The sequence below is a fragment of the Rugamonas sp. FW305-51 genome (assembly GCF_058786935.1).
Map to the genome: position 1 here is coordinate 13,041 of NZ_JBYSZG010000034.1, position 25,212 is coordinate 38,252.

The 25,212-nt window shown below is 67.7% G+C and carries 24 protein-coding genes and 1 riboswitch; of the genes, 13 read left to right on the forward strand and 11 right to left on the reverse strand.

Annotated features, from left to right (window positions below; translation table 11 throughout):
• Positions 1-30 precede the first annotated feature (30 nt).
• From AC3WOS_RS20530 to AC3WOS_RS20540, 3 genes are read right to left on the reverse strand one after another with little or no spacing between them, the layout of a single operon-like run.
• Positions 31-789 carry a hypothetical protein gene (locus tag AC3WOS_RS20530; protein WP_492718070.1) on the reverse strand — a complete coding sequence of 253 codons (759 nt, stop codon included), beginning with the start codon at positions 787-789 and terminating at the stop codon, positions 31-33.
• 11 nt (positions 790-800) lie between these two features.
• The gene (locus AC3WOS_RS20535; RefSeq protein WP_492718150.1) at positions 801-1,514 is read right to left on the reverse strand and encodes an ABC transporter ATP-binding protein; all 714 of its coding nucleotides are present in this window, start codon (positions 1,512-1,514) and stop codon (positions 801-803) included.
• A gap of 28 nt (positions 1,515-1,542) precedes the next feature.
• Positions 1,543-4,125 (reverse strand): ABC transporter permease, encoded by a 2,583-nt coding sequence (locus AC3WOS_RS20540; protein WP_492718072.1) that lies wholly within the window; start codon positions 4,123-4,125, stop codon positions 1,543-1,545.
• A gap of 195 nt (positions 4,126-4,320) precedes the next feature.
• Between AC3WOS_RS20540 and mgrA the strand changes: the two genes are divergently transcribed.
• The 8 genes from mgrA (at position 4,321) to AC3WOS_RS20580 (ending at position 12,349) form a co-directional block, all read left to right on the forward strand.
• Positions 4,321-5,361 (forward strand): L-glyceraldehyde 3-phosphate reductase, encoded by a 1,041-nt coding sequence (gene mgrA / locus AC3WOS_RS20545; RefSeq protein ID WP_492718074.1) that lies wholly within the window; start codon positions 4,321-4,323, stop codon positions 5,359-5,361.
• Between the two features lie 325 nt (positions 5,362-5,686).
• Positions 5,687-5,989: a DUF4148 domain-containing protein gene (locus AC3WOS_RS20550; RefSeq protein ID WP_492718075.1), complete on the forward strand. Its 303-nt coding sequence runs from the start codon at positions 5,687-5,689 to the stop codon at positions 5,987-5,989.
• A gap of 37 nt (positions 5,990-6,026) precedes the next feature.
• Positions 6,027-7,457: an efflux transporter outer membrane subunit gene (locus AC3WOS_RS20555; RefSeq protein WP_492718077.1), complete on the forward strand. Its 1,431-nt coding sequence runs from the start codon at positions 6,027-6,029 to the stop codon at positions 7,455-7,457.
• 48 nt (positions 7,458-7,505) lie between these two features.
• On the forward strand, positions 7,506-8,003 hold the full coding sequence (locus AC3WOS_RS20560; RefSeq protein ID WP_492718079.1) for a MarR family winged helix-turn-helix transcriptional regulator: 498 nt from the start codon (positions 7,506-7,508) through the stop codon (positions 8,001-8,003).
• A 15-nt stretch (positions 8,004-8,018) separates the two neighbouring features.
• Positions 8,019-10,187, forward strand: coding sequence for an FUSC family protein (locus AC3WOS_RS20565; protein WP_492718081.1), 2,169 nt, complete (start codon positions 8,019-8,021; stop codon positions 10,185-10,187).
• Positions 10,177-10,377, forward strand: coding sequence for a DUF1656 domain-containing protein (locus tag AC3WOS_RS20570; RefSeq protein WP_492718083.1), 201 nt, complete (start codon positions 10,177-10,179; stop codon positions 10,375-10,377). Before AC3WOS_RS20565 ends, AC3WOS_RS20570 begins: the two co-directional genes overlap by 11 nt.
• 34 nt (positions 10,378-10,411) lie before the next feature.
• Complete coding sequence (locus AC3WOS_RS20575; RefSeq protein WP_492718085.1) at positions 10,412-11,332, forward strand: efflux RND transporter periplasmic adaptor subunit; 921 nt, start codon at positions 10,412-10,414, stop codon at positions 11,330-11,332.
• Positions 11,333-11,413: 81 nt separating this feature from the next.
• On the forward strand, positions 11,414-12,349 hold the full coding sequence (locus AC3WOS_RS20580; RefSeq protein ID WP_492718087.1) for a LysR family transcriptional regulator: 936 nt from the start codon (positions 11,414-11,416) through the stop codon (positions 12,347-12,349).
• A gap of 60 nt (positions 12,350-12,409) precedes the next feature.
• Here AC3WOS_RS20580 and AC3WOS_RS20585 read toward each other — a convergent pair whose 3' ends face one another.
• The 6 genes from AC3WOS_RS20585 to AC3WOS_RS20610 form a co-directional block, all read right to left on the reverse strand.
• On the reverse strand, positions 12,410-12,994 hold the full coding sequence (locus AC3WOS_RS20585; RefSeq protein WP_492718152.1) for an ester cyclase: 585 nt from the start codon (positions 12,992-12,994) through the stop codon (positions 12,410-12,412).
• A gap of 147 nt (positions 12,995-13,141) precedes the next feature.
• Entirely contained in the window at positions 13,142-13,888 is a 747-nt protein-coding gene (locus AC3WOS_RS20590; protein ID WP_492718089.1) for an SDR family oxidoreductase, read from the reverse strand.
• An 18-nt stretch (positions 13,889-13,906) separates the two neighbouring features.
• Positions 13,907-14,221 (reverse strand): hypothetical protein, encoded by a 315-nt coding sequence (locus tag AC3WOS_RS20595; protein ID WP_492718091.1) that lies wholly within the window; start codon positions 14,219-14,221, stop codon positions 13,907-13,909.
• Between the two features lies 1 nt (position 14,222).
• Positions 14,223-14,888, reverse strand: a complete 666-nt coding sequence (locus AC3WOS_RS20600) for a thiol:disulfide interchange protein DsbA/DsbL (protein WP_492718093.1) — start codon at positions 14,886-14,888, stop codon at positions 14,223-14,225.
• A 109-nt stretch (positions 14,889-14,997) separates the two neighbouring features.
• Positions 14,998-15,882, reverse strand: a complete 885-nt coding sequence (locus AC3WOS_RS20605) for a cobalamin-binding protein (RefSeq protein ID WP_492718095.1) — start codon at positions 15,880-15,882, stop codon at positions 14,998-15,000.
• 55 nt (positions 15,883-15,937) lie between these two features.
• The gene (locus tag AC3WOS_RS20610; protein ID WP_492718097.1) at positions 15,938-17,905 is read right to left on the reverse strand and encodes a TonB-dependent receptor; all 1,968 of its coding nucleotides are present in this window, start codon (positions 17,903-17,905) and stop codon (positions 15,938-15,940) included.
• A gap of 83 nt (positions 17,906-17,988) precedes the next feature.
• Positions 17,989-18,220: riboswitch (cobalamin riboswitch) on the reverse strand.
• A gap of 121 nt (positions 18,221-18,341) precedes the next feature.
• Here AC3WOS_RS20610 and AC3WOS_RS20615 point away from each other — a divergent pair.
• From AC3WOS_RS20615 to AC3WOS_RS20625, 3 genes are all read left to right on the forward strand, one after another.
• Positions 18,342-19,157 carry a DODA-type extradiol aromatic ring-opening family dioxygenase gene (locus tag AC3WOS_RS20615; protein ID WP_492718099.1) on the forward strand — a complete coding sequence of 272 codons (816 nt, stop codon included), beginning with the start codon at positions 18,342-18,344 and terminating at the stop codon, positions 19,155-19,157.
• A gap of 79 nt (positions 19,158-19,236) precedes the next feature.
• Entirely contained in the window at positions 19,237-19,413 is a 177-nt protein-coding gene (locus AC3WOS_RS20620) for a type II toxin-antitoxin system HicA family toxin (protein ID WP_492718101.1), read from the forward strand.
• Positions 19,414-19,488: 75 nt separating this feature from the next.
• Positions 19,489-19,908, forward strand: a complete 420-nt coding sequence (locus AC3WOS_RS20625) for a type II toxin-antitoxin system HicB family antitoxin (protein WP_492718103.1) — start codon at positions 19,489-19,491, stop codon at positions 19,906-19,908.
• A gap of 36 nt (positions 19,909-19,944) precedes the next feature.
• On the opposite strand, the gene ylqF is transcribed toward AC3WOS_RS20625, so the two are convergent.
• Complete coding sequence (gene ylqF / locus AC3WOS_RS20630) at positions 19,945-20,895, reverse strand: ribosome biogenesis GTPase YlqF (protein WP_492718105.1); 951 nt, start codon at positions 20,893-20,895, stop codon at positions 19,945-19,947.
• A gap of 175 nt (positions 20,896-21,070) precedes the next feature.
• Between ylqF and AC3WOS_RS20635 the strand changes: the two genes are divergently transcribed.
• Positions 21,071-23,056 carry an OPT family oligopeptide transporter gene (locus AC3WOS_RS20635; RefSeq protein WP_492718106.1) on the forward strand — a complete coding sequence of 662 codons (1,986 nt, stop codon included), beginning with the start codon at positions 21,071-21,073 and terminating at the stop codon, positions 23,054-23,056.
• Positions 23,057-23,156: 100 nt separating this feature from the next.
• Here AC3WOS_RS20635 and AC3WOS_RS20640 read toward each other — a convergent pair whose 3' ends face one another.
• Complete coding sequence (locus AC3WOS_RS20640) at positions 23,157-24,086, reverse strand: histone deacetylase family protein (RefSeq protein ID WP_492718108.1); 930 nt, start codon at positions 24,084-24,086, stop codon at positions 23,157-23,159.
• A gap of 202 nt (positions 24,087-24,288) precedes the next feature.
• Between AC3WOS_RS20640 and AC3WOS_RS20645 the strand changes: the two genes are divergently transcribed.
• A complete protein-coding gene (locus AC3WOS_RS20645; RefSeq protein ID WP_492718110.1) occupies positions 24,289-25,209 on the forward strand; it encodes an AAA family ATPase in 921 nt (306 codons plus the stop codon).
• The last annotated feature ends 3 nt before the right edge of the window (positions 25,210-25,212 follow it).

A 25,212-nucleotide genomic window follows, 5' to 3' on the forward strand; every position in this document is an offset into this window, starting at 1 on the left:
CTCCGGAACGCGGCCCTCGCCGTTTTCCGCTCACGATTGCAGCTGCAGGGTTTTGATCACCCTGCTCTCTTCGCGCTCGCCGGCACCGGAGGCGCGGTTGTAGCTCTCCCTGCGCACGCTGACCAGGCGCTCGCCCACCAGCGCGTACACCTGCTGCTCCTCGTTGCGCGCCTCGAAGCGAATCACGATGAAGGCGCGGCCCGACATCGTCTGGACCATGCGGCTGGCCAGCGGCGTGCCGTCGTCCCCGATCCACACGTACAGATGGCCGTCGAATTCCTTCACGTACTTGCGGTCGCGGTCGCTCAGCGTATCGATCGCCACGTCGAACGTCAGCAGGCGCGCCGGCTTGCCCTGGCAGGTGTCGGCCTTCTCGCCCTTCCAGCTGGCCTTTTCCAGCACGCGCGCCAGGCTGGCGGCGGCCGAAATCATGGGCCGCAGGTCGGTCGGGCTGAATTCGCGCGCGGCATTGAGCGTCGGCGTGCGGGCGTTGGGGTTGCGCGCCAGCGCCAGCGATTCGGCGTCCATGCGCGCCAGGATGTCCTTGCCGTACGACAGATGCATGCCGCGCGCGCCGTCCTCGATGCCGACGCTGGCCTGGCCCTGGGTTTCCTCCGCCTCCTGGCCTTCGCCCTGCCGGCGCCAGGTCTTCGTGTCGAGCGTGGCCTTGAGCGGCGCCTGTTCCTGCAGGCGCGCCAGCGCCGACCTGAGATCGGCCAGGCCATCGGCGCGCGCCGCCTGGCAGCACAGGCCCAGCGCCGCGGCCAGCAAAGTCAGCGTCAATCGCATGCCAGATCCTTTCATGATAGGCCGGCGCCGGCCAGGCGGCCAGCGCGCATGTGCAGGGTGCGGCCGCAGCGGGCCGCCATCGACAGGTCGTGCGTGACCAGCACCAGCGTGGAACCGTGCTCGCGATTCAGTTCGAATATCAGCCCGATCACCGCTTCGCCGCTGGCCGCATCGAGGCTGCCGGTCGGTTCGTCGGCCAGCAGCAGCGGCGGCTCGCACACGAAGGCGCGCGCCAGCGCCACGCGCTGCTGCTCGCCGCCCGACAGGTAGCGCGGATAGTGGCGCAAGCGCGCCGCCAGCCCTACCCGCTCCAGCATATGTTCGGCCCTGGCGCGTGCCTGGCGGTCGCCGCGCAGTTCCAGCGGCAGCATCACGTTTTCCAGCGCCGTCAGATGGGGCAGCAGCTGGAAGGACTGGAACACAAAGCCCACGTGCTGCTGGCGGAACAGGGCGCGGCCGTCCTCGTCCAGCGCGAAGATGTCGGTGCGCTGCAATTCGACCGTGCCGGCCGTGGGCAGGTCCAGGCCCGCCAGCAGCCCAAGCAGGGTGGACTTGCCGGAACCGGAGGCGCCCACGATGGCCACCGTTTCGCCGGGCAGCACGGTGAAGTCGACGGCATGCAGGATGGTCAGCGCGCCTCCCGCATCCGTCACGGTCTTGGTCAGTCCGCGCACGGCGATGGCCGGATGCAGCGCCTGCGCGGCGGCGCCGCGGGCAAATTCCATGGTGGTCAAATTTATTCTCCCGATTGAACTAGGTGGATCGAAGACTCTGCAACGGCGGCTGGTTCAGCACATTGCGCAGGCCCAGCCAGCCGCCGGCCAGGGCGCATGCGGCGCCGGCCAGCATGCCGGCCGCCGGCAACAGCGGCGACCAGTTCCAGTCCAGGTGGAAGCTGTAGCGCGCCAGCGCCCAGCTGGCCAGCGTGGCGCCGGCCGCGGCCAGCAGGCCGGCCAGCGCGCCCGTCAGCGCATGCTCTATCCATTGCGCCTGCGCCAGCCGGCTGCGCGTGGCGCCCAGCGCGCGCAACAGCGCCGCCTGGCGCAGGCGCGCATCCTGCGATCCGGCCAGGGCGGCGTACAGCACCAGCACGCCCGACGCCAGCGTGAACGCGAACAGGAACTGCACCGCCGCCACCGCCTGCGCCAGCATCCGCTGCAGCTGGCCGATGATGGCGCGCAGGTCGAACACGGTCAGGTTGGGGAAGTCGCGCGCCAGGCCGGTGCCGAACATCAGGTCGCCGGCGGGGACATGGACCGCCACGGCAAAGGTGGCGGGCAGGCCGCGCATGGCCGCCGGATGCATCAGCAACAGGCTCGTCACCTGATGCGCGCGCCAGTCCACCTTGCGCAGGTTGGCCACGCGCGCTTCCAGCGCCTGCCCGGCCACGTCGAACTGCAAGGTGTCACCCGGTTTGAGCTTGAGATCGGCCGCCAGTTTTTCTTCGACCGAAATGCCCGGCGGGCCGGCCTGGGATCCGCCCGCGCCATACCAGCGGCCTGCAGTCAGCTGTTCGCTCGCCGGCAGCGCGGCCGCGTGGCCGATGTCGATTTCACGTTCCAGCATTTCCCGCACCCCGCGCGACGGACCGCCCTTGTCGTCTTCGTTGCCGCCAGCCTGGCTGCCGTCATTGCCTCGGCCCTGGTTGCTGTCCTTGCGGCCGCCGCCGACCGCTTGCAGCGCCTCGCGGCCGTTGATGCGCAGCAGGCGCGCGCGGGTGAGCGCCTGCTGTTCCGGTGCGCCATAGCCGCGCAGGCGGCCATCGATGGCCGCCCGCTGTTCGGGCTGGATGTTGATGACGAACTGATTCGGCGCGCCGGCCGGCGTCGCCCGCAGCCACGCCGCCAGCAAGTCGGCGCGCACCACCGTCAACAGCAGCAAGGCGGTCAGGCCCAGCGCCAGCGCGCCGACCTGCAGCACGGTGGCGCCAGGCTGGCGCAGCATGTCCGTGACGGCCAGGCGCCAGCCGGCATGGTTGAACGCACCGCGCAGGCGCTTGAGCAGCATCAGTCCCAGCCAGGCCAGCAAGGCGAACAGCGCACCGCCGGCCACGAAGGCACCGCCGACGACCAGGGCCAGCATCGCGTCGCCCGTCTGCCATGCCAGCAGCGCGCCGAACATGGCCAGCCCCAGCGCATATGCGCCCAAGGCGCGGGCCTGGGGCGGCGCCGCTTCCCGCCGCAGCAGGCGCAGTTGCGGCACGTTGCGCAGCTGGAGCACGGGCGGCAGCGCGAAGCCCAGCAGCAGTATCAGGCTGGCCGCCATGCCTTGCAGCGCGGGCGCCAGGCCGGGCGGCGGCAAGCCGGCCGGCGCCAGCTGGCCCAGCCAGCCCACCAGCGCGAAATGGCAGCCGTAGCCCAGCGCCACGCCGGCCGCGCCGGCGGCCAGGCCCACCAGCAGGAATTCCAGCAGAAACAGTTGCGTCAGCCGGGCCTGAGTCAGGCCCAGGCAACGCAGCATGGCGCAGGCATCCAGGTGGCGCTGCACGAAACGGCGCGCGGCCAGCGCCACGGCCAGCGCGGCCAGCAGCGCCGACAGCAGGCCCGCCAGCGACAGAAACTGCCGGGTTTGATCGAGCATCTCGCCGGCGTCGCCGCGCTTCGAGGCAAAGGTATTCAGGGTCACGCTCCGGACCGGGGCCGCCGCCATGCGCTGCCTGGCCCAGCGCTCGTAAGCGCCCACCTGCTGCGGCAGTCCCGCCAGCAGCAGACGGTAGTTGGCAATGGCGTGCGCCTGCAGCAGGCCGGTGGCGGCCAGGTCGGCGCTGGCCATCATCACGCGCGGCGCCATGGTCAGGAAGGCGACGCCCGCATCCGGTTCGCCGGTGAGGACCTGGGCCACCGTCAGGGTGCGCTCGCCGATGCGCAGCGCCGAGCCGACCTGCAACCGCAGGCTGGCCAGCAAGGTGGCATCGACCCACACCGTACCTGGCGCCGGCGGCGTTTCGCTGACGGCGTCGCCGTCCTGCAGCCGCACGCGCAGGCGCCCGCGCAAGGGATAGGCGTCGCTCACGCTTTTCAGCGCCACCAGCGCCGACACGGCCTGCTCGCCCTGCCCCGCCACGGCCATGGTGAACATGGCCACCGTGCCGGCGCTGCGCAGGCCGCGCCGCTGCGCCTCGGCCAGCCAGGCGCCGTCGAGCGGCTGGTCCGATTCCAGTTCCAGGTCGGCGGCCAGCATCTGGTGCGCGTCCCGTTCCAGGCCGGTGCGCATGCGGTCCACGAAAAAATTCACGGTCGACAGCGCCGCCGCCGACAGCGTCAGCGCCAGCAGCAGGAAACGCAGCTCGCCGGCGCGCCAGTCGCGCACGGTCATGGAAAATGTCAGTCTGAACATGGCATGAGTGCTATTAACAGGAACGCAATCATGGCAAAGGCCTGCACGACGCGCGCCCGGATTGCGACAAAACGGCGATCGGCGCGACAGTTTGCAAATTGGGGGGCATGAGCGGCAGTGCGCACGATGGCGCACGACAGCGTACGCCGCCGCTGTCTATAATCGACCTCACGACCAATCACCGGAACCGACGCCATGACTTATCACGCATCCCGCCACCGCTACGAGACCATGCAATACCGCAGCTGCGGCCGCAGCGGCCTGAAACTGCCGCTGATGTCGCTCGGCCTGTGGCACAACTTTGGCGACACCACGCCGCTGGCCACCCAGCGCGACATGCTGCGCACGGCCTTCGACCTGGGCATCACCCACTTCGACCTGGCCAACAACTACGGCCCGCCCTACGGCACGGCCGAGACCAATTTCGGCCACCACTTCCGCGAGGATTTCCGCCCCTACCGCGATGAGCTGATCATCTCCACCAAGGCCGGCTGGGACATGTGGCCCGGTCCCTACGGCCAGGGTGGCGGCTCGCGCAAATACGTGCTGGCCAGCCTGGACCAGAGCCTCAAGCGCATGGGCCTGGAGTATGTGGACATCTTCTATTCGCACCGCTTCGATCCGGATACGCCGCTGGAAGAAACCATGGGCGCGCTGGCCACCGCCGTCCACCAGGGCAAGGCGCTGTACGTGGGTGTGTCGTCCTATTCGGCCGAGAAGACGGCCGAAGCGGCGCGCCTGCTGGCCGACTGGAAGGTGCCGTGCCTGATCCACCAGCCTTCCTACAATATGCTCAATCGCTGGATCGAGACGGAAGGCTTGCTCGAGACGCTGGGCCGCGAAGGCATAGGCTGCATCACCTTCACGGCCCTGGCCCAAGGCGTGCTGAGCGACAAATACCTGAACGGCGTGCCGGCCGATGCCCGCATCAACCGTCCCGGCGGCGACTCGCTGCAAGCGGGCCACCTGAGCCCGGAAAACCTGACCCGGGTGCGCGCCCTGAACGACATCGCTGCCGCCCGCGGCCAGACGCTGGCCCAGATGGCGCTGGCCTGGGTGCTGCGCGACGCCCGCATCACTTCCACCCTAATCGGCGCCAGCAACAGCGCGCAAATCCGCGAGAACGTGGCGGCGCTGCAGAACCTGCAGTTCAGCGCCGGCGAACTGGCCGCCATCGACGCCTGCGCCCAGGAAGGCGGCATCAACCTGTGGGCCGGCTCGTCCAGCCACCGCTAACGCCTCACCGCCACGCCACCTCCCGCCGCGCCATTCCAGGCGCGGCGCATCTCCTGCACTTCTGCACTCCTGCACTCCTGCCGCCGGCCGCCTGCGCCGGCCTTGGCCGCCATTCGACCTCATCAACAAATCCTATCGGCCCGATAGAAACATTTAATTTACAAATGTAATATTCACGAATATAATTTACCTCAATGAATCAACAGCGGGCTGCGATGCCCGTCGAGACGACCGGGTAAGTGGCAGTCCGGCCACCATGTCAGTACCGCCACATTTCGCAAGCACGCCGGCGCCGCCGACGCTTGCCTCACTCAGGAGAACTACCATGAACGCCAAACAACGCATTACCGCCGCCCTCGCCTTTGCCGCCACCGTGGCCACCGCCGGCGCCTACGCCCAGGCCGAGTCGTCGACCGTACAGCAGGCCACCGCCACCGCCACTACGGCCACCGCCGCCGCCCAGTCCACGCAAGCTGCCGCCGCCGCTGCCGCCGTACGTCCCGCCGCCACCGGCCTGACCCGCGCCCAGGTCATCGCCGAACTGCTGGAAGCGCGCAAGAACGGCACCATCCCGGAAACGGAAGCGGACTTCGACGTGGCCCAGACCAAAAAGCACTACGCCAAGTAAGCGCGGCCCGACCTGACGCCACCACCACGCCGCCGCCATGACACCAACCCGTATCGCTGCCGCCGCCACGCTGGCGCTGGCCCTTGTGGCCTGCGCCGACATGGGCGGCAGCGCGCCCCAGGCCCGCAAGCTCGACACCGCCAGCCTCAAGGCCGGCGCGGCGATCAGCGGCGCCATGACGGATGCGGCCTGGCCGCGCGAGCAGTGGTGGGAAGCGCTGCAGGACCCGCAACTGAACCAGCTGATGGCCGGCGCGCTGGCCGACAACCCCAACCTGCATGCGGCCCAGGCCCGCGTGCGCCAGGCGCGCGCCCTGGCCGGCATGGCCGAGGCGGCGACCCTGCCCCGGGTGGACGCCGCCGCCAGCGCCGACCGCGAGCTCTATTCGGCGCACAGCATGGTGCCGCCACCGTTGGCCGGCAATTACGCCTGGAAGAACACGGCCACCCTGTCCGGCTCCTACGACCTGGACCTGTGGGGCCGCCAGCGCAGCGCGCTGGCCGCCGCGCTGGGCGAGGCGCAGATGGCGTCGGCCGAAGCGCAGATGGCGCGGCTGGCGCTGGAATCGGCCATCGTGCGCAGTTACATCCAGCTCGCGCTCGACTACACGCTGGAGGACAACGTGGCGGCCACCCTGGCGCAGCGCCAGCGCCTGCTCGACATCACGCGGCGGCGCCAGGCGGCCGGACTGGCCAGCGCCATCGACGTGACCAGCATCGAAACGACGCTGCCGGCCGGACGGCGCGAGCAGGAGCAGATCGGCACCGCCATCGCCCTGCTGCGCAACCAGCTGGCGGCACTGATCGGCAAGGGACCGGGCGACGGCGAGTCGATCGCCCGGCCCAGGCTGACCCTGGCCCCGGACCAGAAGACGGCCCTGCCGGCGGCGCTGCCGGCCGAATTGCTGGGCCGCCGGCCCGACATCGCCGCACAGCGCTGGCGGGTGGAGGCGGCGGACCGGCGCATCGACGTGGCCAAGGCCGAGTTCTACCCGAACCTCAACCTGGCCGCCTTTGTCGGGGTGCAGTCGCTGGGCTTCGGCCATTTACTGGAGGCCGGATCGGCCATGCGCGGCATCACGCCGGCCATCAGCCTGCCCGTGTTCGAGGGCGGCCGGCTGCGCAGCCAGCTGGCCGGCCAGAGCGCGGCCTACGACGGCGCGGTCGAGCAGTACAACGCCACCGTGCTGCGGGCGCTGGAAGAAGTGGCCGACGCCGTCACCCGCGCCCGCGCCGTGCAGGAGCAGGCACGCCTGGCCGGACAGGCGCTGGCCACGGCCCGCCAAGCCCATGGGCTGGCCGAACAGGCCTGGCACGCCGGCCTGACCGACGGCGTGGGCGTGATCGGCGCCCGCATCGCGCTCTTGAACGAGGAACAGCAGCAGGCGCAGGTGGCCAGCCGCCAGCTGGACAACTTTGCCGAACTGATGGCCGCCCTGGGCGGTGGCGTGAAACTGGATTTGCCGTGACGCTTCGATAGTACAATCAAGCCTTTCGAATTTGCAGAGGAGTAGGCAATGAGCAGTTTTGAAGCGACTAAAAAGCGCCTGAAAAACATCCATGCCCGCGTGCCGGACTTCCCGGAAGACTTGATGCGCCTGATGCGTATGACTTACCACATCCAGAAACGGATGAAGGACCTGACCAACGCCGCGCTGCGCAAGTACGACCTGGTCGACGCCAGCTACATGGTGCTGGCCGTGTTGTACGGCTCCGACGACGAAATGTCGACCGCCTCCACGCTGGGCGAGGCCTGCATGGAAAAGCCGGCCAACCTGACGCGCGTGTGCAACGACCTGGAAGCCCAGGGCCTGATCACGCGCGGCAACCGTCCCGGCGACCGGCGCTGCGTGATGATCGCGCTGACCGACGCCGGCCGCGAGCTGGCAGCGAAAGTGCTGCCCGAAGTGTGGCAATCGACCACCCGCGCCTACGACGGCTACAGCCCGGAAGAAGTATCGCAACTTGAAAGCCTGTTCAGCCGACAGCTGAACAATTTAGAAAAACACACTTAACCCACCGCCACCGCCATGAACCCCGCTCCCGCCACCGACCTTCCCTCCCCGGCCAGCAGAGCGCGGAAGTTCCTGGACACGTGGCTAACGGCGTGGCCAGCCAGCTGGCTGGCGCCACAGCTGCGGCAATGGCGGGCCGGCGAGGGCGAGCGCTGGATCTTCGTCGCCAAGGCCATGCTGGCCGCCTTCGGCGCGCTGTGGCTGGCCTTCCGCCTCGGCCTCGATTCGCCCAACACGGCGATGACCACCACCTTCATCCTGGCCCTGCCCAGCAGCGGCATGGTGCTGGAAAAAGCCTTCTACCGCCTGCTCGGCACCCTGGTCGGCTGCGCCAGCGCGCTGCTGATCGTGGCCATCTTCCCGCAACAGCCGGTGCTGCTGTTCCTGGCGCTGGCGCTGTGGATAGGCCTGTGCACGGGTGGCGCGGCCACGTACCGCAACCAGCAATCCTACAGCTTCGTGCTGGCCGGCTACACGGCCTGCATGATCGCCGTGCCGGCCATCGAGCATCCGGCCAGCGTGTTCACCCTGGCCGTCACCCGCGTCACGGAGGTGGGTCTGGGCGTGATCTGCGCGGGCGTAGTGCACGACATGCTGTTCCCGCGCCACCAGTCGCGCCAGGTGATGCGCACCGTGCAAGCCCGCTACGACAGCTTCATCGCCTTCTGCCAACAGGCGCTGGAACACCGCCTGGCGCCGGCCGACATCGAACTGAGCCACCTGCGTTTTGCGGCCGACATCGCGGCGCTGGAATCCGGTCGCGCCGCCGCCTTCTTCGAGGCCGCCCACGCCCGCTCGCACACACGCCAGCTGCACGCCTTCAACAACGCCTTCATGTCGGCGCTGACCACCTGCTATACCCTGCACCGCCTGCTGCAACGGCTACGCGTCAGTCCGCCCTCACCCGTGCTCGCGCTGGTCGAACCGCTGCATGCCACGGTGGCGGCGGCGCTGCGGCAAGACCTGTCCGGCGCGCGCATGGAGCACGTGCGGGCGGCCCTGGCGTTGCAGGCGGCGCAGGCACGCGCCGCGCTGGAACAGCCCGCACGGGCTCCACGCGCCCAGCAGATCGATTTCGACACGGCGGTGGAACTGCTGGAGCGCTTCGTGCGCGACATCGGCGCCTTCGCCGCCCTGTACCACGGCCTGACGCAGCAACGCCAGATGCAGGTCAGCGATCCGGTCGCCTACAGCCCGCGCACGCCGTCCGGCCTCGTGCTGGCCAGCGGCGTACGCGCCGCCTGCGCGCTGCTGGCCGGCGTCGCCCTCTGGTACTGGCTGGCCTGGCCCTACGTCGCCAGCGCCATCGTCATATCCACCATTTTCTGCGCGCTGGCCTCATCCTCGCCACGTCCGGTTGCCATGGTGCGCCAGGTGCTGGCCGGGTTCCTGCTGGCGTGGCCACTGACGTTCCTGTGCGAATACCTGCTGGTGGTGCGCGCCAGCGGCTACCCCATGCTGGTGCTGGCCGCCCTGCCCCTGTTCGCGCTGGGCAGCTATCTCACCACCGATCCGCGCCGCGCCGGGGTGGGTCTGGGCATGACGCTGTTCGCCACCCAGGTGGTGGCGCCGCTCAACCAGATGCAGTACGACGGCGCCGTCTTCCTCAACACCACGCTGGCCCTGCCGGCCGGCGTGGTGCTGGCGTGGGTGATCTTCGCCGTCGTGCTGCCCGGGCACACCATGGGACAGAAAGACCATATCGCCCGAGCCCTGTGGCGCGAGGCACTGGGCGTCTGCAAGGGACCGCTGTTCCGCCTCAAGCACCGCTTCGACCATCGCGTGCGCGACCTGCTGAGTCAACTGAACGCTGCCTCCGGTCCCGCGCCCGGCGCAGCGGCCCGCGCCGTCGTACGCCAGGGCCTGACGCTGCTGGAACTGGGCCACTCCGTGATCGAGCTGCGGCAGCTGATCGCCGCCACCGAGGCGGGCCCCGTGCGCAACGCCTTGCAGCGGTGCGTGGACCAGCTGGCCGCCTACTTCCGCGCGCCCGGCCAGGCCAGCTGCGCGGCCGTGCAATCGGCCGTGCTGCAGGCCGGCCCGCCCGTGCGCGAAGCATTGGCCGACGCCACGCCGGCGCGCCAGGTGCGGCTGCGCACGGCGCTGACGGACCTGCATTCCATTTACACATCCTTGCTGGACCAGATGCCGCAAGTACCAGGAGAAACCGACCATGCCGCGTGAGATAGCCGTTTTCGGCGTGCTGCTGCCTACTTTGCTGCCGTTGTTCATCGCCAGCCTGCTGCTGCAGGGTGTGCTGGACCGGGCGCTGGGCCACCTGGGCGTATACCGCCACGCATGGCATCCCGCACTGGTGCGGCTTTGCCTGCTGGTCTGCATTTTCGGCGCGCTGATCGTCGCGCTGTACCAATAACCGCCGTACTTCACTTTTCGCTGGGAGAACCGCCTTGAGCGCATCCAAACTGTTTCGCTTTGCCCTGACCGCGCTGCTGCTGGCCGGCGCCATCTGGACCGGCCACCTGGCCTGGGACCACTACATGGAGTCGGCCTGGACCCGCGACGGCCGGGTCAAGGCCGACGTCATCAACATCAGCGCCGACGTGGCCGGCACCGTGACGGAAGTACGGGTGCAGGACAACCAGCTGGTGCAGCAGGGCGACGTGCTGTTCGTGGTCGACCCGGCCCGCTACCGCAGCGCGCTGGATCAGGCCAGCGCCGTGCTGGCCTCGCAGCAGGTGGAAAAGGGCCGGCGCGCGCAGGAAGCGCGGCGCCGCGCAGGGCTGGACAGCACCGTGGTGTCGGCCGAGAACCGCGAGACGGCCGAAGCGGCGGCCGACACGGCCACGGCCCAGTACCAGGCCGCGCTGGCCGCGCGCAGCCTGGCGCAGCTGAACCTGGAGCGCACCGTGGTGCGCGCGCCTGTGACGGGCTATGTGACCAATTTGAACGTCCATGCGGGCGACTTCGCCGCCGTGGGCGCCGCCAAGCTGGCCGTCATCAACCGCGCCTCGTTCTACGTGGTGGGCTATTTCGAGGAGACCAAGCTGCCCCTGCTCCAACCCAACGACCCGGTCGAGATGCGCATGCTGAGCGGCGACGCGCCCCTGCGCGGCCATATCGAAAGCATCGCGCACGGCATCACCGACCGCGACGCCGGCACGGGGCGCGAACTGCTGGCCGACGTCAACCCCACCTTCAACTGGGTGCGGCTGGCGCAGCGGGTGCCGGTGCGCATCCACATCGACCATGTGCCGCAGGGCTTGGCGCTGGTGGCCGGCACCACCTGCACGGTGGTGATCGGCGCCCATCCCGCGCCCAGGCAGGCGCCTGCGCAGGCGGCCGGCCAGCCGCACCATCGCGCCGCCTGAACCAGTGGCCGGCCGTCGCCCGGCCGTCGCCCATTGCCGCGGCTGTTGGCGGGTAAAATGGCGCACTCGTACTGGAGCACTATGAACGACAACGCCCACACCGGCGGCATGGAGCGCTTCGGCGCGATCCGCCTGTTTCTCGACGCCGCCCGCCTGGGCAGCTTTTCCGCCGCCGGGCGTAGCCAGGGGCTGTCCCCGGCCGCCGCCAGCGCCGCCATCCAGCGGCTGGAAGCGTCGCTGCAAACCAAACTGTTCGAACGCACCACGCGCCGCCTGCGCCTGACCGAGGAAGGACAGCTGTATCGCCATTTCAGCGAACAGGCGCTGGCGCTGATGACGGAGGCCGAAGCGGGCCTGCGCGCGGGCGGCGGCACGGTGCGGGGAACGGTCCGGATCTCGGCGCCGTCCGACCTGGGCCGCAACCTGCTGCTGCCCATGCTGGAGCAATTTCGCGCCCGCCACCCGGAGCTGCGGTACGCGCTCACGCTGAGCGATACGCCGGCCGACCTGGTGCGCGACGATATCGACCTGGCGGTGCGCTACGGCCAGCTGCCCGACAGCGACATGGTGGCGCGCCCGCTGGCGGCCAGCCGGCGTGTGGTGTGCGCCGCGCCGGCGTTGCTGGAGCGCTGCGGCGCGCCCGACACGCCGGCCCAGCTGGCGGAATTGCCCGCCATCGTCCTGACGACGGCGCAAGGGCCGATGCACGACTGGCGCTACACGGACAGCGCGGGCGGCAAGCGCCGCGCCGCATCCGTGCGGGTGCGCGGCTACCTGCAAAGCAACGACGGCGAAGTGGTGCGCAAGTGGGCCGTCAACGGCCAGGGCTACGCGTGGAAATCCATCCTCGATATCGGCGACGATTTGCGCAGCGGCCGGCTGCTGACGGTACTCGACGACTACTTCACCGACAGCGCGCCGCTCAACCTGCTGTACCACCGCCACCGCTTCCAGCCGCCGCGCATCGCGTTGCTGGCCGAGTTCCTGCAGGAGCGCTTCGGTCAGCTGGAGCGCTAGCGGCACAAACTGCGCTGATGGCGCTGATGGCGCTGACGGTGCTGATGGTGCTGACGGTGCTTACGGCCGGATCACGCCCATTTGCCGCAGCAGCGCCAGATTGTCCTCCAGGTGCCAGTTGTCGGCGATGCGGCCATCGGCCACGCGATACAGGTCGAACGCCTGGAAATCGATGGACTGGCCCTGTCCTTTGGTCTGGCCGAACTGGCCCGTGAAATGGCCGGTGAAGTGCAGGCGCACCACTACCCGGTCGCCCGCCGCCACCATATCGGTCACGTCCACCTTCAAGTCGGGCACGGCGGCGCGAAAGCCGCGCGAAGCCTGCAATGGACCGGCGCCGCCCTGCTCGCGGCCCTCCGGCAAGGTGCGGTCCATGAAGTCGGGCGCCAGCGCCTGTTGCGCATAGGCCGGATCGCCGCTGTTCCAGAACGCGGCATAGCGGCGCGCGGCCAGCATCACCGCTTCCAGTTCCGGCGTGACATCGGCGCTGAACACGCGCTGCGGTGACGGCAGCCGGGCATCTGGCGCGGCCGGCGCAACGGGAGCGGCAAGCGGGATGGGCGAGCCGGACGAGACGACTGGGGCGGAACTGGCGGACGCAGCGTCCGCGGCCAGCGGCGCTGCACACAGCAGGCCCGCCAGCATCAGGGAAGGGGAAAGGTAAGAACGGGACATCGGCAGCTCCTGGCAAGAATGAGTGAAGTGCACATTGCACGGCCTGCATTCTGACTGCCACGACGCCGCCTGATAATTGGCCCGGCGCTTGAAGGAGCTGCTTGTTTCAGTTGAAGATCAGCGCGCGCCGGCGGCGTCGATGAAGGTGCCGCTGACGTAGGACGACTGGGGACCGAGCAGCCACAAAATGGCTTCGGCCACTTCTTCCGGCTGGCCGCCGCGTCCCATGGGCACGGTGGCCGCCATGCGTTCGACGCGGCCGGGATCGCCGCCGCTGGCGTGGATCTCCGTATAAATCAGACCGGGCCGCACGCAGTTGACCCGTATGCCTTCGGCCGCCACTTCCTTCGACAGGCCCAGCGTCAGCGTATCGACGGCGCCCTTGGAGGCGGCGTAATCGATGTAGACGTTGGGCGAGCCGACCCGTGCAGCGCCCGACGAGACGTTGACGATGCGCCCGCCCTGCCCGCCGCGCGCGGTGGACATGCGCAGCACGGCCTCCTTGCAGCACAGGAAGTAGCTGATGACGTTGGTGGTGAACACGCGCTGCAGCCGTTCGACCGACATCTCCGTCAGCCGGCACTGCTTTTCCAGCACCCCCACGTTGTTGACCAGGGCCGTGATGGGGCCCAGCTGCGTATCGATGGTGGCGAACAGGCGCTGCACGTCCGCCTCCACGGCCACGTCGGCCTGCACCGCGATGGCTTCCCCGCCGGCGGCCACGATGCGCTCGCGCAGCGCTTCGGCCGCGCCGGCGTCGGTGCGGTAGTTGATGCACACGGCGTAGCCGCGCTGGCTGGCCAGCAGCGCCGTGGCCGCACCTATCCCCCGGCCGCTGCCGGTAACGAGCAGGACTTCCTTCATCGTGGCCGACTCCAAGTCTTACTCAGGTTTCACGTGACGCAGGGCGTAACCCACGTGCTGCCACCAGTGCTCGCGCGAATGCACCGTTTTCAGGCACTTGGTGTCGATCTCGCCCTTGAAGACGGGATCGGCACACTGCCTGGTCATCAGTGCGTTACGCTGGTTCTCCGCGTTGGTGAGGGCGATCGTGAGCCACACGATCAGGCCGACCGCGATCAACAGGATGCTCCACGCGAGATGGTTGACGTAGCTGTATTCGTACAAGGTTTCGATGTCCGGCTCGGACTCCTTGTACATCTTCATTACGCCCTTTTCTACTTCATTTTCTTCCATATTATTTCTTCGCTGCCTTCTCCGCGCTGGTCTTGGCGACCAGCATATCCATCACCTGGAACAACGCTGCATGCGCGGCCGGTACGCTGGACTGGCCGTGCCCGGCCTGCGCCGGCGAGGTGGTGTAGTGACCGTCGATCACCAGGCTGGGCGCGCTGTCGAGCTTATACGCGGACACCAGCTGCATCGACCGCTTCATCTTGGTTTGTACCGCGAAGGAATTGAAAAATTCCAGGTACTTCGCCTTGTCCACGCCGTTTTTGGTCACGAAATCGAGCAAACCCTGGTCCGTGTTCAGACGATTATGCTCCACATGGATGGCGTGGAAGATTTTTTCGTGCAGGCCGTTGCCCAGCGCGTTCATCGCTTCCAGCGTGGCGAAGGCGTGCGCCTGCGCTTCGGTCAGGTTGGGCGCCATGTGCAGGCGGCGGAACACGATCTTGTCGCCCTGCTTCTTGACCCACTCGTTCAGCACCGGATCGAGCGCGTTGCAGTGCGGGCAGTGGTACATGAACACTTCCACCACTTCCACTTTTTTGCCGGTATCGGCGCGCACCGGGGTATCGAGCGTCGTGTAATCGACGCCGTTCTTGAAATCGGCGGCAAAGGCGCCGGAAGCGGAGGCCACAAAGGCGACGGAAGCAAGCAGGAGACGCAGTAAGCGCATAACGATCCTTCATGAATGAGTAGCAAACGCCGGCAGATTACCACTTTTTCCCGGCCGTTTTGGGACGGGAATGCAAAAATCAAACGTTTGCGCCCAAATTAAGCCTGTCCTAAGGCCGGTGCCGGCGCGCCGTCTCCAGTTTTTCGCACAGCTGGGCGGCCGCATCGGCGATGCGCGGCGTGGCGCGGGTCAGCGTTTCGCCGTCGAGCGCGAACAGGTTGCCCCGCTTGACAGCCTGCATGCCCGGATACTGCTTCCACAGGTAGATGCCGGCGTCGGGCTGGCCGGCCCGCTCGCCGCCGATGATGGCTTCCGGGTTTTCCTGCAACACGGCTTCGGTGCTGACGGAGGGCGCAACCACCTTCTGCGCCGCGAACACGTTCTGGCCGCCGCACAGGCGCATCACGTCGCTGGAGATATGGTCGCCATTGAGGGTGAACAGGGGCTTGTCCCAGATCTGGTAGAACACCCGCACCGGCGGGCGCCGTGCGTAGGCGGCCGACAGCGCGGCGATGCGGGCGCGGTAGTCGCGCGCGGCGGCCTGCGCGGCCGGCTCGGTGCCCAGCAGCTGGCCCAGGCGGGTCAGGCTGGTGGCCACTTCGTCCAGCTTTTGCGGCTCGCTGTAGAACATGGGTACGCCCATACTCCTGAGCTGCTCCAGCTGGCGCGCCGTGTTCCCGCTTTTCCAGACCACCAGCAGGTCGGGCTTGAGCGCCAGGATGCGCTCCATGTCGATCTGCTCGTTGCTGCCTACCTGCGGCACGCGCTTGGCCGCCGCCGGATAGTCGCTGAAATTCATCGCTCCCACCACATGTTCACCGCCGCCGGCCGCGAACAGCAGCTCGGTGATGTGGGGCGCCATGGCAATCACGCGCTGGGCGGGCCGCGCCAGCGTGATGGCGTTGCCGGCGTCGTCGCGCACGGTGATGGCCGCGTGCAGCGGTGTGCACAGCAGCGCCAGCGCGCAGGCCAGGGTTCGGTGAGAAAGGTGCATGGCGGTTTTCCGTTAATGAAAAGCGCCGGACGCACAGGCATCCGGCGCCAGGCGCTTAGAAGTCGTAGCGCGCTGCGACCTTCAGCTGGCGGCCATCGCTTGGATAGATGCCATCGCGGCAGCCGAAAGCCTGGCTGGTATAGTGCTTGTCCGCCAGGTTCAGGCCGGCGACGGACAGCTCCCACTGGCCCAGCTTGCGGGCATAGCGCGCATCGAAGGTGGTGAAGGACGGCATCTGCGCGGAGCAGTCGTTGCGGAAGTCGCCGCCGTAACGCTGCTGGTCCACCCACTGGGCGCCGATGTCGGCGCTCTGGCCGTCGGCCGGGGTCCAGGCCAGGCGGGCCGTGACGATATTCTTCGGCACCAGCACCATCTCGTGGCCGGCATTGACGCCTTCGCGGAAGGTGGCCTTGACGTGCTGGTAGTGGCCGGAGACGGTCCAGTCGGGCGCCACGCGCGCCTCGGCGTCGAGTTCGAAGCCTTCGCGGCGGGTTGGGTCCAGATTGGTGTTGGCCCCGCTGTTGAGGTTCAGGGTCGGATCGAAGAAGATCTCGTTGCTCAGGTTGCTGCGGAAGATACGGGCCGTGACCTTGCGCGCCGCATCGCCATAGCTGGCGCCCAGTTCCAGGTCGTGCGACGTCTGGGCCTTGAGCGGTAGGCCCGTCGACGTGTAGGAATTTTCATCCGCATTGGCCACGCGATAGCTCTGGCCGGCCTTGGCGAACGCCTCCAGCGCAGGCAGTACGGCATAACTGCCCTGCAGCTCCCATGCGTTCAGGCCCTGCACGATGCTGTTTTGGCCGCCATAACCATCATGGGTATCCTTGTCGAACAGTTCGCGACGCACGCCGGCGGCCAGGCGGCCGTTATGGGCAGGATCGAACTTGATCTCGTCGCGCGCGTAGATGGCCTTGGAACGCTGGGTCGCGTCGGCCTGCGCATACGCGTCGGTGGTGACGCGATTCCAGCGCACCAGGTCCACACCAGCCACCAGCTCATTCGTCATGCCGCCGATCTCGCCCAGTTGACGCACGCGAGGCGAAAACTGGGTCTGCTTGCTGGTCGATTCCAAGGAATATGTGCCAAAAGTCCCCTTCGTCGTCTTTTCGCGGTGCGACAGTTCCGCCGCCAGGTCCAGGCTGCCGATATGGCGCGTAATGAAACCGGTGAGGCGGTCGCTGTCGAGCGAGCCGAAATCGTTAGGCGTGTTGGTATGGCGTGGGTTGGCGTTGAACTGGTCTTCGTGGAGCGGGCCGGCAAAGCGCATGTCCTCGCGCGCGCCCTCGTAGCGGAAGCCCATGCGGCCTTCCTTGCTGAACCACTGGGCACCGGCGCTCACGTCGACCTGCTTGTAGTTGTTGTTGGCGCGGTAGTTGTCGTTGTGCTGCGTGTCGATGGCGCCGTCGGCGGCAAAACCGTCCCAGGCCTGGTGCACGGTGCCGCGCACTTCGCGCTCGCGGAACTGGCCCACTTCGGCCGTCATGCTGCCGCCCACGCTGTGCGCCACGGGGCGCTTGGTGATGATGTTGATCACGCCGCCCGTCGCGCCTTCGCCATACAGCACGCTGGCGCCGCCGCGGCTGATCTCGATGCGCTCCACCGTATCGACGGGAATGGTGGACAGGATCACGTTGGACAGTTCGCTCTCGGACACACGCACGCCATCCACCACTACCACCAGGTTCTGGCTGCTGTTGCTGCCAAAGCCGCGCAGGTCCAGGCCGAAGTCGGAGCTGCCATCGAGGCTGTTGCGGCCATACACGCCGCCGATCTTGCGGATCGCGGCATTGACGTCGGCAACGCCGGCACGGCGGATTTCGTCGGCCGTGATGACGGTGGCGCCGATCGGCGCCATGCCTGCGGAGGCGTCGAAACGGGCGCCGGTGACGACGATGGGCGCGAGCGACTGGCCGGCGGCGTTCTGCGCCAGCGCGGGCGCGACGGCGGAAAAGCAAAGGGAAACGGCAGCGGCCAGCACAAGCGGCTGCGACGCCGGCAGGCGGCGGGTAACGGTGATTTGCATGTCAGATCTTTTTTGAAAAGGCATCCGCCTGCGTCCCCGCAAGCCGGAATAAACCGGATGGCGCGCCGGCGCCGTGCGCGCAACGCTCATCCACCTGTCTGGCCGGTATCCGGGCTTGCAAGTCGGACTGGCCCACCTTCCTATGCGGCGCATAGTGGTCATTGAGCCAGCCTGCCGGCCGCAGGGAGCGGTCGGCGCTTGTTTACCGTTGCGGGGGCAGCACACCTTGGCCGTGATCGCTGGGAGCGGCCTTGTGTTTCCCGTTTAACTGCGCACGTGGTCACGCGCGCGGGCACCAAAACCCCGGCATTATACCTGCGCCGCTGGCCCAGCCGCTCATCATTAACAAAAGCTGAACGGTCCATCAACTTGCGCACGATTGTATAGTTGAGTACGCAAGCATATAGTCTGGACTTACCCTCGCTGGAGATTGACCATGCAAGAGCACGCACTACCGACCTATTTCCTGTCCCACGGCGGCGGTCCCTGGCCGTTCATGAAGGCGGAATTCGGCCACACCTACGATGTGCTGGAAGCGTCGCTGCGCGACATCCCGCGCCAGCTGGGCCGCACGCCCAAGGCCGTGCTGGTGGTGACGGCGCACTGGGAAACGCGCGAATTCATGGTCTCGGCCAGCCCCCGGCCGCCCATGATCTACGATTATTCCGGCTTCCCGGCCCACACCTACCAGGTGCAGTACAACGCCCCCGGCTCGCCGGAACTGGCGCTGCGCGTCAAGACGCTGCTCGACGATGCTGGCCACGCCACCCTGCTGGACGGGGAGCGCGGCTTCGACCATGGCACCTTCAGCGCCCTGTACCCGGTCTATCCGCAGGCGGACGTGCCCATCGTCCAGCTGTCGCTGCGGCACGGGCTCGATCCCCTCACCCACCTGGAGGCGGGACGGGCGCTGGCGCCGCTGCGCGAGGAAGGGATACTGATCGTCGGCAGCGGCCTCAGTTACCACAACTTGCGCGCCTTCAACGCCCAGGGCGCGGCGGCCTCGCACCAGTTCGACGCCTGGCTGCGCGCCACCATGGCGCTGCCGCCGGCCCAGCGCACGGCACAGCTGCTGCAATGGGAACAGGCGCCGGCGGCGCGCATGGCGCACCCGCGCGAGGAACATCTGCTGCCGTTGATGGTGGCGCTGGGCGCGGCCGAGAACGAGGCGGCGGCCGTGCCGTATCATGAGGAGAATTTCTTCGGGGCGCTGGCCGTATCGAGCTTCCGCTTCGGCCACACGACGGATTAGATGGAAAAATTAAACGTTTTTGTTTAAAACTCCTTGTCGATGTAAGCAAAATTGCTTAACATGAATGTGCGGAGGTGGCGTGAAGCAGAGTGAATTTGTCAAATGGCTGACCCAGCACGGCGCGACCTTCAAGGATGGTTCGAACCACTTAAAGGTCTACCTGAACGGGCGACAAAGCGTCCTGCCAAGGCACCCAGCAAAGGAGCTGAAGACCGGGCTCGTGGAAGGCGTCAAGAAGCAACTCAAACTGAAATGAGATGCGTCCTTCCCCGCAAAGGATTGGCGACATGGCCTGCTCCCGGAATTATCTCCCCCATCACAAGGAACTGATATGCGATACCCTGCCAAATTCGAGCCCGATCTTGAAGCGGGCGGCTACGTCGTCACCTTCCGGGATATTCCCGAAGCACTTACCCAGGGCGACGACGACGCCGAAGCAATGGCGATGGCGGAGGATGCCCTTGTATCGGCAATGGATTTTTATTTCGAGGACAAGCGACCTGTGCCTGGACCGTCTGAACCGCAGCCGGGCGAACGCATGGTTGCGTTGCCCGCCAGTGTGGCGGCGAAAGTTCTGCTGCTGAACGAAATGTTGTTGCAGAAAGTGGGGCCATCCGAACTGGCGCGGCGCCTGGGCACGATCCCGCAGGTGGTCAACCGCATGATGGATTTGCACCATGCCACCAAGATCGACAAGGTGGCTCAGGCACTGGGATGCCTGGGCAAACGACTGGAACTACAAGTCGTTTAGTCTGCCGCCATCATTGTCGCCAAGGCCCACATCGGCTCAGGTCCCGCGCTTGCCGTTGGCCGCAGCCTTGGCTTTTTCGGCCGCCAGCGCGGCCGCCTTTTCCGCCTTGATGGCCATCTCGGCGGCGTGTTCGTCCAGCCGCAGCTTGCGCGTGTCCGGCGTTTCCAGCGATATGCGACCCAGCGCGCCGCTGCGGTAGTCGCCCAGGAAGGTGTGCGAGGCCTTCTCGAAATCGAGGTCGCCGCCCCTCTGGCGGAAGCCGCGCCGCGCCGCCACCCCTTCCACCACGGCGATGCCGTCCATCTGCTCGATGTCCTTGAAGCCGTAGCGCGCCACCAGCAGTTGCGGGTAGTGCTTGAGCATTTCGTCGGCCAGGAACACGGCCACTTCTTCCTCGATCAGCGCGTTGGAGCCGACGGCATGGCTGGCGGCCAGCATCAGGCCGTCGCTGGCCAGGGCGATCTTGGGCCACAACATGCCGGGCGTATCGACCAGGATGGTGTTCTTGTCCAGGTACAGCTTCTGCTGCTGCTTGGTGACGGCCGGTTCGTCGCCCACCTTGGCCACGCGCTTTTTCAGCAGCGCGTTCATCAGGGTCGACTTGCCCACGTTGGGGATGCCCATGATCATGATGCGCAGCGGCTTGGTCGGCACACCGCGGTGCGGCGCCAGCGACTTGGCCAGTTCCGGGATGCGCGCCACTTCGGCCGGCTTCTTGGTCGTCATGGCATACGCGGTCACGCCTTCCTGGGCGTTGTAGTACGCCACCCAGGCCGCCGTAGCGGCCGGATCGGCCAGGTCGGTCTTGTTGAGGATCTTCAGGCAGGGACGCTGGCGGAACTTGCGCAGCTCCTCCACCATCGGATTGCAGCTCGCCTCAGGGAGCCGGGCGTCGACCACCTCGATCACCAGATCGGTGTTCTCCATCTGCTCCGCCGCCTTCTTCCTGGCGGCGTTCATGTGCCCCGGATACCATTGAATTGCCATGCTCTTGCCTTCAAAATCGTTCAGTCAATCCGCTATTTTACAGCCTGCCTCCGTCGCCGCCACAAAGTCTGCTTGCCGTCATCATCACAGTTGTATAGATTAGCCGCATTGTCGGATATGATGTCGGCTTTTCTTGTCGTTTGATAAATATTACCCAACCATCGGAGTGCCGAAGATGAGCATAGCTGCACCGTCCAACCCCAAGGAAATCACCCTGCGCGGGGTGATCCTGGGCGTCCTGATCACCCTGATCTTTACCGCGGCCCAGGTCTACCTGGGTCTCAAGGTGGGCCTGACCTTCGCCACCTCGATTCCGGCGGCGGTGATCTCGATGGCGCTGTTGAGCGCCTTCAAGGACGCATCGATCCAGGAAAACAACATCGTCCAGACCATCGCCTCGGCCGCCGGCACGCTGGCCTCGGTCATCTTCGTGCTGCCTGGCCTGCTGATGGTGGGCTGGTGGGCGCACGTGCCGTTCTGGCCCACCTTCGGCGCCTGCGCCATCGGCGGCGTGCTGGGCGTGATGTACACCATGCCGCTGCGGCGCGCCCTGGTGTCGCAGTCCGACCTGCCCTATCCGGAAGGCGTGGCGGCGGCCGAAGTGCTGAAGGTCGGAATGGCTTCGCGCGCCGGCGCCACCGAAGGCAAGGCCGGCCTGTGGGCCATGATCTGGGGCAGCGTCGCCTCGGCGCTGTACGCGGCCGGCAGCGCCGTCAAGCTGATGGCCGGTGAAATGTCGATCTACTTCCGCACCGGCGGCGGCGCCACCGGCATCGGCGCCTCCAGTTCGCTGGCCCTGCTGGGCGCCGGCCACCTGATGGGCATTACCGTCGGCGTGGCCATGCTGGCCGGACTGGTTATCGCCTGGGGCATCCTGGTGCCGCTGATGACGGCCATGCAACCGGCCGCCGCCGGCGTGCCGGCCGCCGACCTGGCCTTGAAGGTGTGGTCGACCGATGTGCGCATGATGGGCGCGGGCGTGATCGGCGCGGCCGCCATCGTCACGCTGGCCGGCCTGGCCAAGCCGGTCATCGGCGGCCTCAAGTCGGCGCTGGAAGCATCGCGCCGCGCCAAAGTCGACGGCGCCGTCATCGAACGCACAGAACAGGACCTGCCCGTGTTCATCGTCGGCCTGGTCACCCTGATTTCGATGGTGCCGGCCGGCTGGCTGCTGGCCAGCTTCCTGCAGGGCGGGCCACTGGCCGAACTGGCGGTGCCGCTGGTGGCCGTGGGCGTGGCCTACATCCTGATCGCCGGCATGTTCGCCGCCGCCGTGTGCGGCTACATGGCGGGCCTGATCGGTTCCTCCAACTCGCCCGTGTCGGGCATCGCCATCCTCACCATCCTGGGCGCCGCGCTCAGCGTGGGCATGGTCGGGCGCCACGTCATGGGGCCGGAAGTGAGCCACGCGCTGGTGGCCTTCGCGCTGTTCGTCACCACCGTGGTGCTGGCCGTGGCCGTGATCGGCAACGACAACCTGCAGGACCTGAAGACGGGCCAGCTGGTCGACGCCACCCCGTGGAAGCAGCAGGTCGGCCTGCTGATCGGCGTGCTGGCCGGCTCCTGCGTGGTGCCGCCCGTGCTGGAACTGCTCAATCACGCCAACGGCTTTACGGGCGCGCCCAATCTGGACGCGATTTCGGCGCAGCCGCTGGCGGCGCCGCAGGCGACCCTGATCTCCACCCTGGCCAAGGGCGTGATCGGCGGCGACCTGCCGTGGCACCTGGTGGGCTGGGGCGCCGCCCTGGGCCTGGGCCTGGTGGTGGTGAACTTTGTGCTGAAAAAGGCCAGCAACGACAAATACAGCCTGCCGCCGCTGGGCGTGGGCCTGGCCATCTACCTGCCCAGCTCCGCGACGGCGCCGGTGGTGGTGGGCGCCGTGGCCGGCTGGCTGTTCGAACGGGCGGTGGAAAACCGGGCCGGCGGAGAAACGGCCAAGCGCCTGGGCGTGCTGGTGATGTCCGGCTTCATCGTCGGCGAGAGCCTGTTCAACGTGGCGCTGGCCGGCCTGATCGTCCTGTCCGGAAAGGGCGAGCCGCTGGCCATCGCCAACGGCATGAGCGAAGCGCAGACCATGCTGGTGGCGCTGGTGGTGGGAACGCTGATGGTAGGCGGCCTGTATCGCTGGTCCGCCAGGAACGGCCGTCAGGTCACGGCCTGAGCTGACGCTGCATGCCGGCCGCGCCGTTGACGGCGCCGGCCGGCCTCCTTGCACGGCGCCCCTTGCGGGTGCCGTTTTCATTTCCGCTACCGGTGCGCCGTTACAGCTCGGCCAGCGCGCGCACGTGCGCCACCACGCTGCGGCCCAGGGCCGACAGGTTGTAGCCCCCTTCCAGCGTGCTGACGATGCGCCCGCGCGCGTACAGGCGCGCCACTTCCATCATCTGCTGCGTGATCCAGGCGTAGTCCGCCTCCACCAGCCCCATGCCGCCGATGTCGTCCTCGCGGTGGGCGTCGAAACCGGCCGAGATGAACACCATCTCGGGCTGGAACGCGTGCAACGCCGGCAGCCAGTATTCGCTCACCACCTTGCGGATCACGTCGCCCCCGGAGCGGGCCGGCACCGGCACGTTGACGCAGGTGGCTGTGATCGGCTCCGGTTCCGTGTAGGGATAGAACGGATGCTGGAAGAAGCTGGCCATCAGCACCCGCGGGTCGCGCGCGAACGATTCGGCCGTGCCGTTGCCGTGGTGGACGTCGAAGTCGACAATGGCCACCCGCTGCAGGCCGCGCACGTCGAGCGCATGACGGGCGGCGATGGCGACGTTGTTGAACAGGCAGAAGCCCATCGGCTCGGACGGGCGCGCATGGTGGCCGGGCGGGCGGATGGCGCAGAAGGCGTTGCCGATCTCGCCGTCGATCACGGCATCCGTCGCGGCCACGGCGGCGCCGGCGGCGCGCAGCGCAGCCTGCCAGCTCCAGGCGTTGAGCAGGGTGTCGCCGTCGATCGGGTAGCACGCCTCGCCTTCGGCCGGCACGTTGTCGCGCACCATGGCGATGGCGCTCGGGGTATGGTTGCGTTCCAGGTCGGCCAGCTGGGCCAGCGGGGCCTGGCGGTGCTCGACCAGGTCATTGATCTGGGCGCTGATCAGCTGGTCGGCGATGGCCTGCAGCCGGGCCGGCGACTCGGGGTGCCAGTCGCCCATGTTGTGCCGCTGGCAATCGGGATGGCTGTAAATTGCTGTACTCATGTGTCTCGCTTCTGCCGCCGCCATCATTGTGTATCCCACGCGCGGGTTCTCGCATAGAATCTGATGATCGTCTGGTTCTCTTGATCTGGCATGTTAAAAAAATCACGTATGGCGCTAATCTACCACGTTGCCGCACTTCGCTGGTGCGCAGCGCGCCCCGCACGCACCAGTTCGGCCATCCAAAACGGCAGCGGACGGCGCCATGGTCAGTAAACTGCACGCGGTCGCCCGCCAGGTGGGCCAGATCATCGTCGGCAAGGACTTGCAGGTGCGCCAGGCCCTCACCTGCCTGCTGGCCGGCGGCCACCTGCTGATCGAGGACGTGCCCGGCGTGGGCAAGACCACGCTGGCCCACGCGCTGGCCGTCTCGCTGGGACTGCGCTTCAACCGCATCCAGTTCACCAGCGACCTGCTGCCGGCCGACGTGGCCGGCATCTCGATCTACGAGCGGGAAAAGAACGCCTTCGTGTTCCACCCCGGCCCCATCTTCACCCAGGTGCTGCTGGCCGACGAGATCAACCGCGCCACGCCCAAGACCCAGTCCGGCCTGCTGGAGGCGATGGAAGAGCGCCAGGTGACGGCCGACGGCATCACGCGCCCGCTGCCGGAACCGTTCTTCGTCATCGCCACCCAGAATCCCACCCACCAGGTGGGCACCTTCCCGCTGCCCGAATCGCAGCTGGACCGCTTCCTCATGTGCCTGTCGCTCGGTTATCCGGATGCGGCGGCCGAACGGGCCCTGCTCATGGGCGAGGACCGGCGCGCGCTGCTCAAGTCGCTGCCGCCGGCCATGACCCCGGACGAACTGGCGGCGGCCCAGCAGGGCCTGCGCCAGATCCACGCCGCGCCCGCCCTGATCGACTATGTGCAGGCGCTGGCCGCTGCCTCGCGCCAGAGCGGCCTGTTCGCCGAGGGCATGAGCCCGCGCGCGGCCATCGCCCTGCTGCAGGCGGCGCGCGCCTGGGCCGCGCTCGAGGGGCGAGACCACGTGCTGCCGGAAGACGTGCAGGCCGTGCTGGTGCCCGTGTGCGCGCACCGGCTGCGGCCCCTCAAATCGGCCCATGGCGTGGCCCTGGCCAGCCGCGAACTGGTGCTGCAGCTGCAGCAGTCGGTGCCGGTCTAGCAC

Bases quoted from the DNA above. Each gene is read 5' to 3' on its own strand.
- AC3WOS_RS20530 (WP_492718070.1), bottom strand. From the start codon at position 789: ATGCGATTGACGCTGACTTTGCTGGCCGCGGCGCTGGGCCTGTGCTGC.
- AC3WOS_RS20535 (WP_492718150.1), bottom strand. From the start codon at position 1,514: ATGGAATTTGCCCGCGGCGCCGCCGCGCAGGCGCTGCATCCGGCCATC.
- AC3WOS_RS20540 (WP_492718072.1), bottom strand. From the start codon at position 4,125: ATGTTCAGACTGACATTTTCCATGACCGTGCGCGACTGGCGCGCCGGC.
- mgrA (WP_492718074.1), top strand. From the start codon at position 4,321: ATGACTTATCACGCATCCCGCCACCGCTACGAGACCATGCAATACCGC.
- AC3WOS_RS20550 (WP_492718075.1), top strand. From the start codon at position 5,687: ATGAACGCCAAACAACGCATTACCGCCGCCCTCGCCTTTGCCGCCACC.
- AC3WOS_RS20555 (WP_492718077.1), top strand. From the start codon at position 6,027: ATGACACCAACCCGTATCGCTGCCGCCGCCACGCTGGCGCTGGCCCTT.
- AC3WOS_RS20560 (WP_492718079.1), top strand. From the start codon at position 7,506: ATGAGCAGTTTTGAAGCGACTAAAAAGCGCCTGAAAAACATCCATGCC.
- AC3WOS_RS20565 (WP_492718081.1), top strand. From the start codon at position 8,019: ATGAACCCCGCTCCCGCCACCGACCTTCCCTCCCCGGCCAGCAGAGCG.
- AC3WOS_RS20570 (WP_492718083.1), top strand. From the start codon at position 10,177: ATGCCGCGTGAGATAGCCGTTTTCGGCGTGCTGCTGCCTACTTTGCTG.
- AC3WOS_RS20580 (WP_492718087.1), top strand. From the start codon at position 11,414: ATGAACGACAACGCCCACACCGGCGGCATGGAGCGCTTCGGCGCGATC.
- AC3WOS_RS20585 (WP_492718152.1), bottom strand. From the start codon at position 12,994: ATGCTGGCGGGCCTGCTGTGTGCAGCGCCGCTGGCCGCGGACGCTGCG.
- AC3WOS_RS20590 (WP_492718089.1), bottom strand. From the start codon at position 13,888: ATGAAGGAAGTCCTGCTCGTTACCGGCAGCGGCCGGGGGATAGGTGCG.
- AC3WOS_RS20595 (WP_492718091.1), bottom strand. From the start codon at position 14,221: ATGGAAGAAAATGAAGTAGAAAAGGGCGTAATGAAGATGTACAAGGAG.
- AC3WOS_RS20600 (WP_492718093.1), bottom strand. From the start codon at position 14,888: ATGCGCTTACTGCGTCTCCTGCTTGCTTCCGTCGCCTTTGTGGCCTCC.
- AC3WOS_RS20605 (WP_492718095.1), bottom strand. From the start codon at position 15,882: ATGCACCTTTCTCACCGAACCCTGGCCTGCGCGCTGGCGCTGCTGTGC.
- AC3WOS_RS20610 (WP_492718097.1), bottom strand. From the start codon at position 17,905: ATGCAAATCACCGTTACCCGCCGCCTGCCGGCGTCGCAGCCGCTTGTG.
- AC3WOS_RS20615 (WP_492718099.1), top strand. From the start codon at position 18,342: ATGCAAGAGCACGCACTACCGACCTATTTCCTGTCCCACGGCGGCGGT.
- AC3WOS_RS20625 (WP_492718103.1), top strand. From the start codon at position 19,489: ATGCGATACCCTGCCAAATTCGAGCCCGATCTTGAAGCGGGCGGCTAC.
- ylqF (WP_492718105.1), bottom strand. From the start codon at position 20,895: ATGGCAATTCAATGGTATCCGGGGCACATGAACGCCGCCAGGAAGAAG.
- AC3WOS_RS20635 (WP_492718106.1), top strand. From the start codon at position 21,071: ATGAGCATAGCTGCACCGTCCAACCCCAAGGAAATCACCCTGCGCGGG.
- AC3WOS_RS20640 (WP_492718108.1), bottom strand. From the start codon at position 24,086: ATGAGTACAGCAATTTACAGCCATCCCGATTGCCAGCGGCACAACATG.
- AC3WOS_RS20645 (WP_492718110.1), top strand. From the start codon at position 24,289: ATGGTCAGTAAACTGCACGCGGTCGCCCGCCAGGTGGGCCAGATCATC.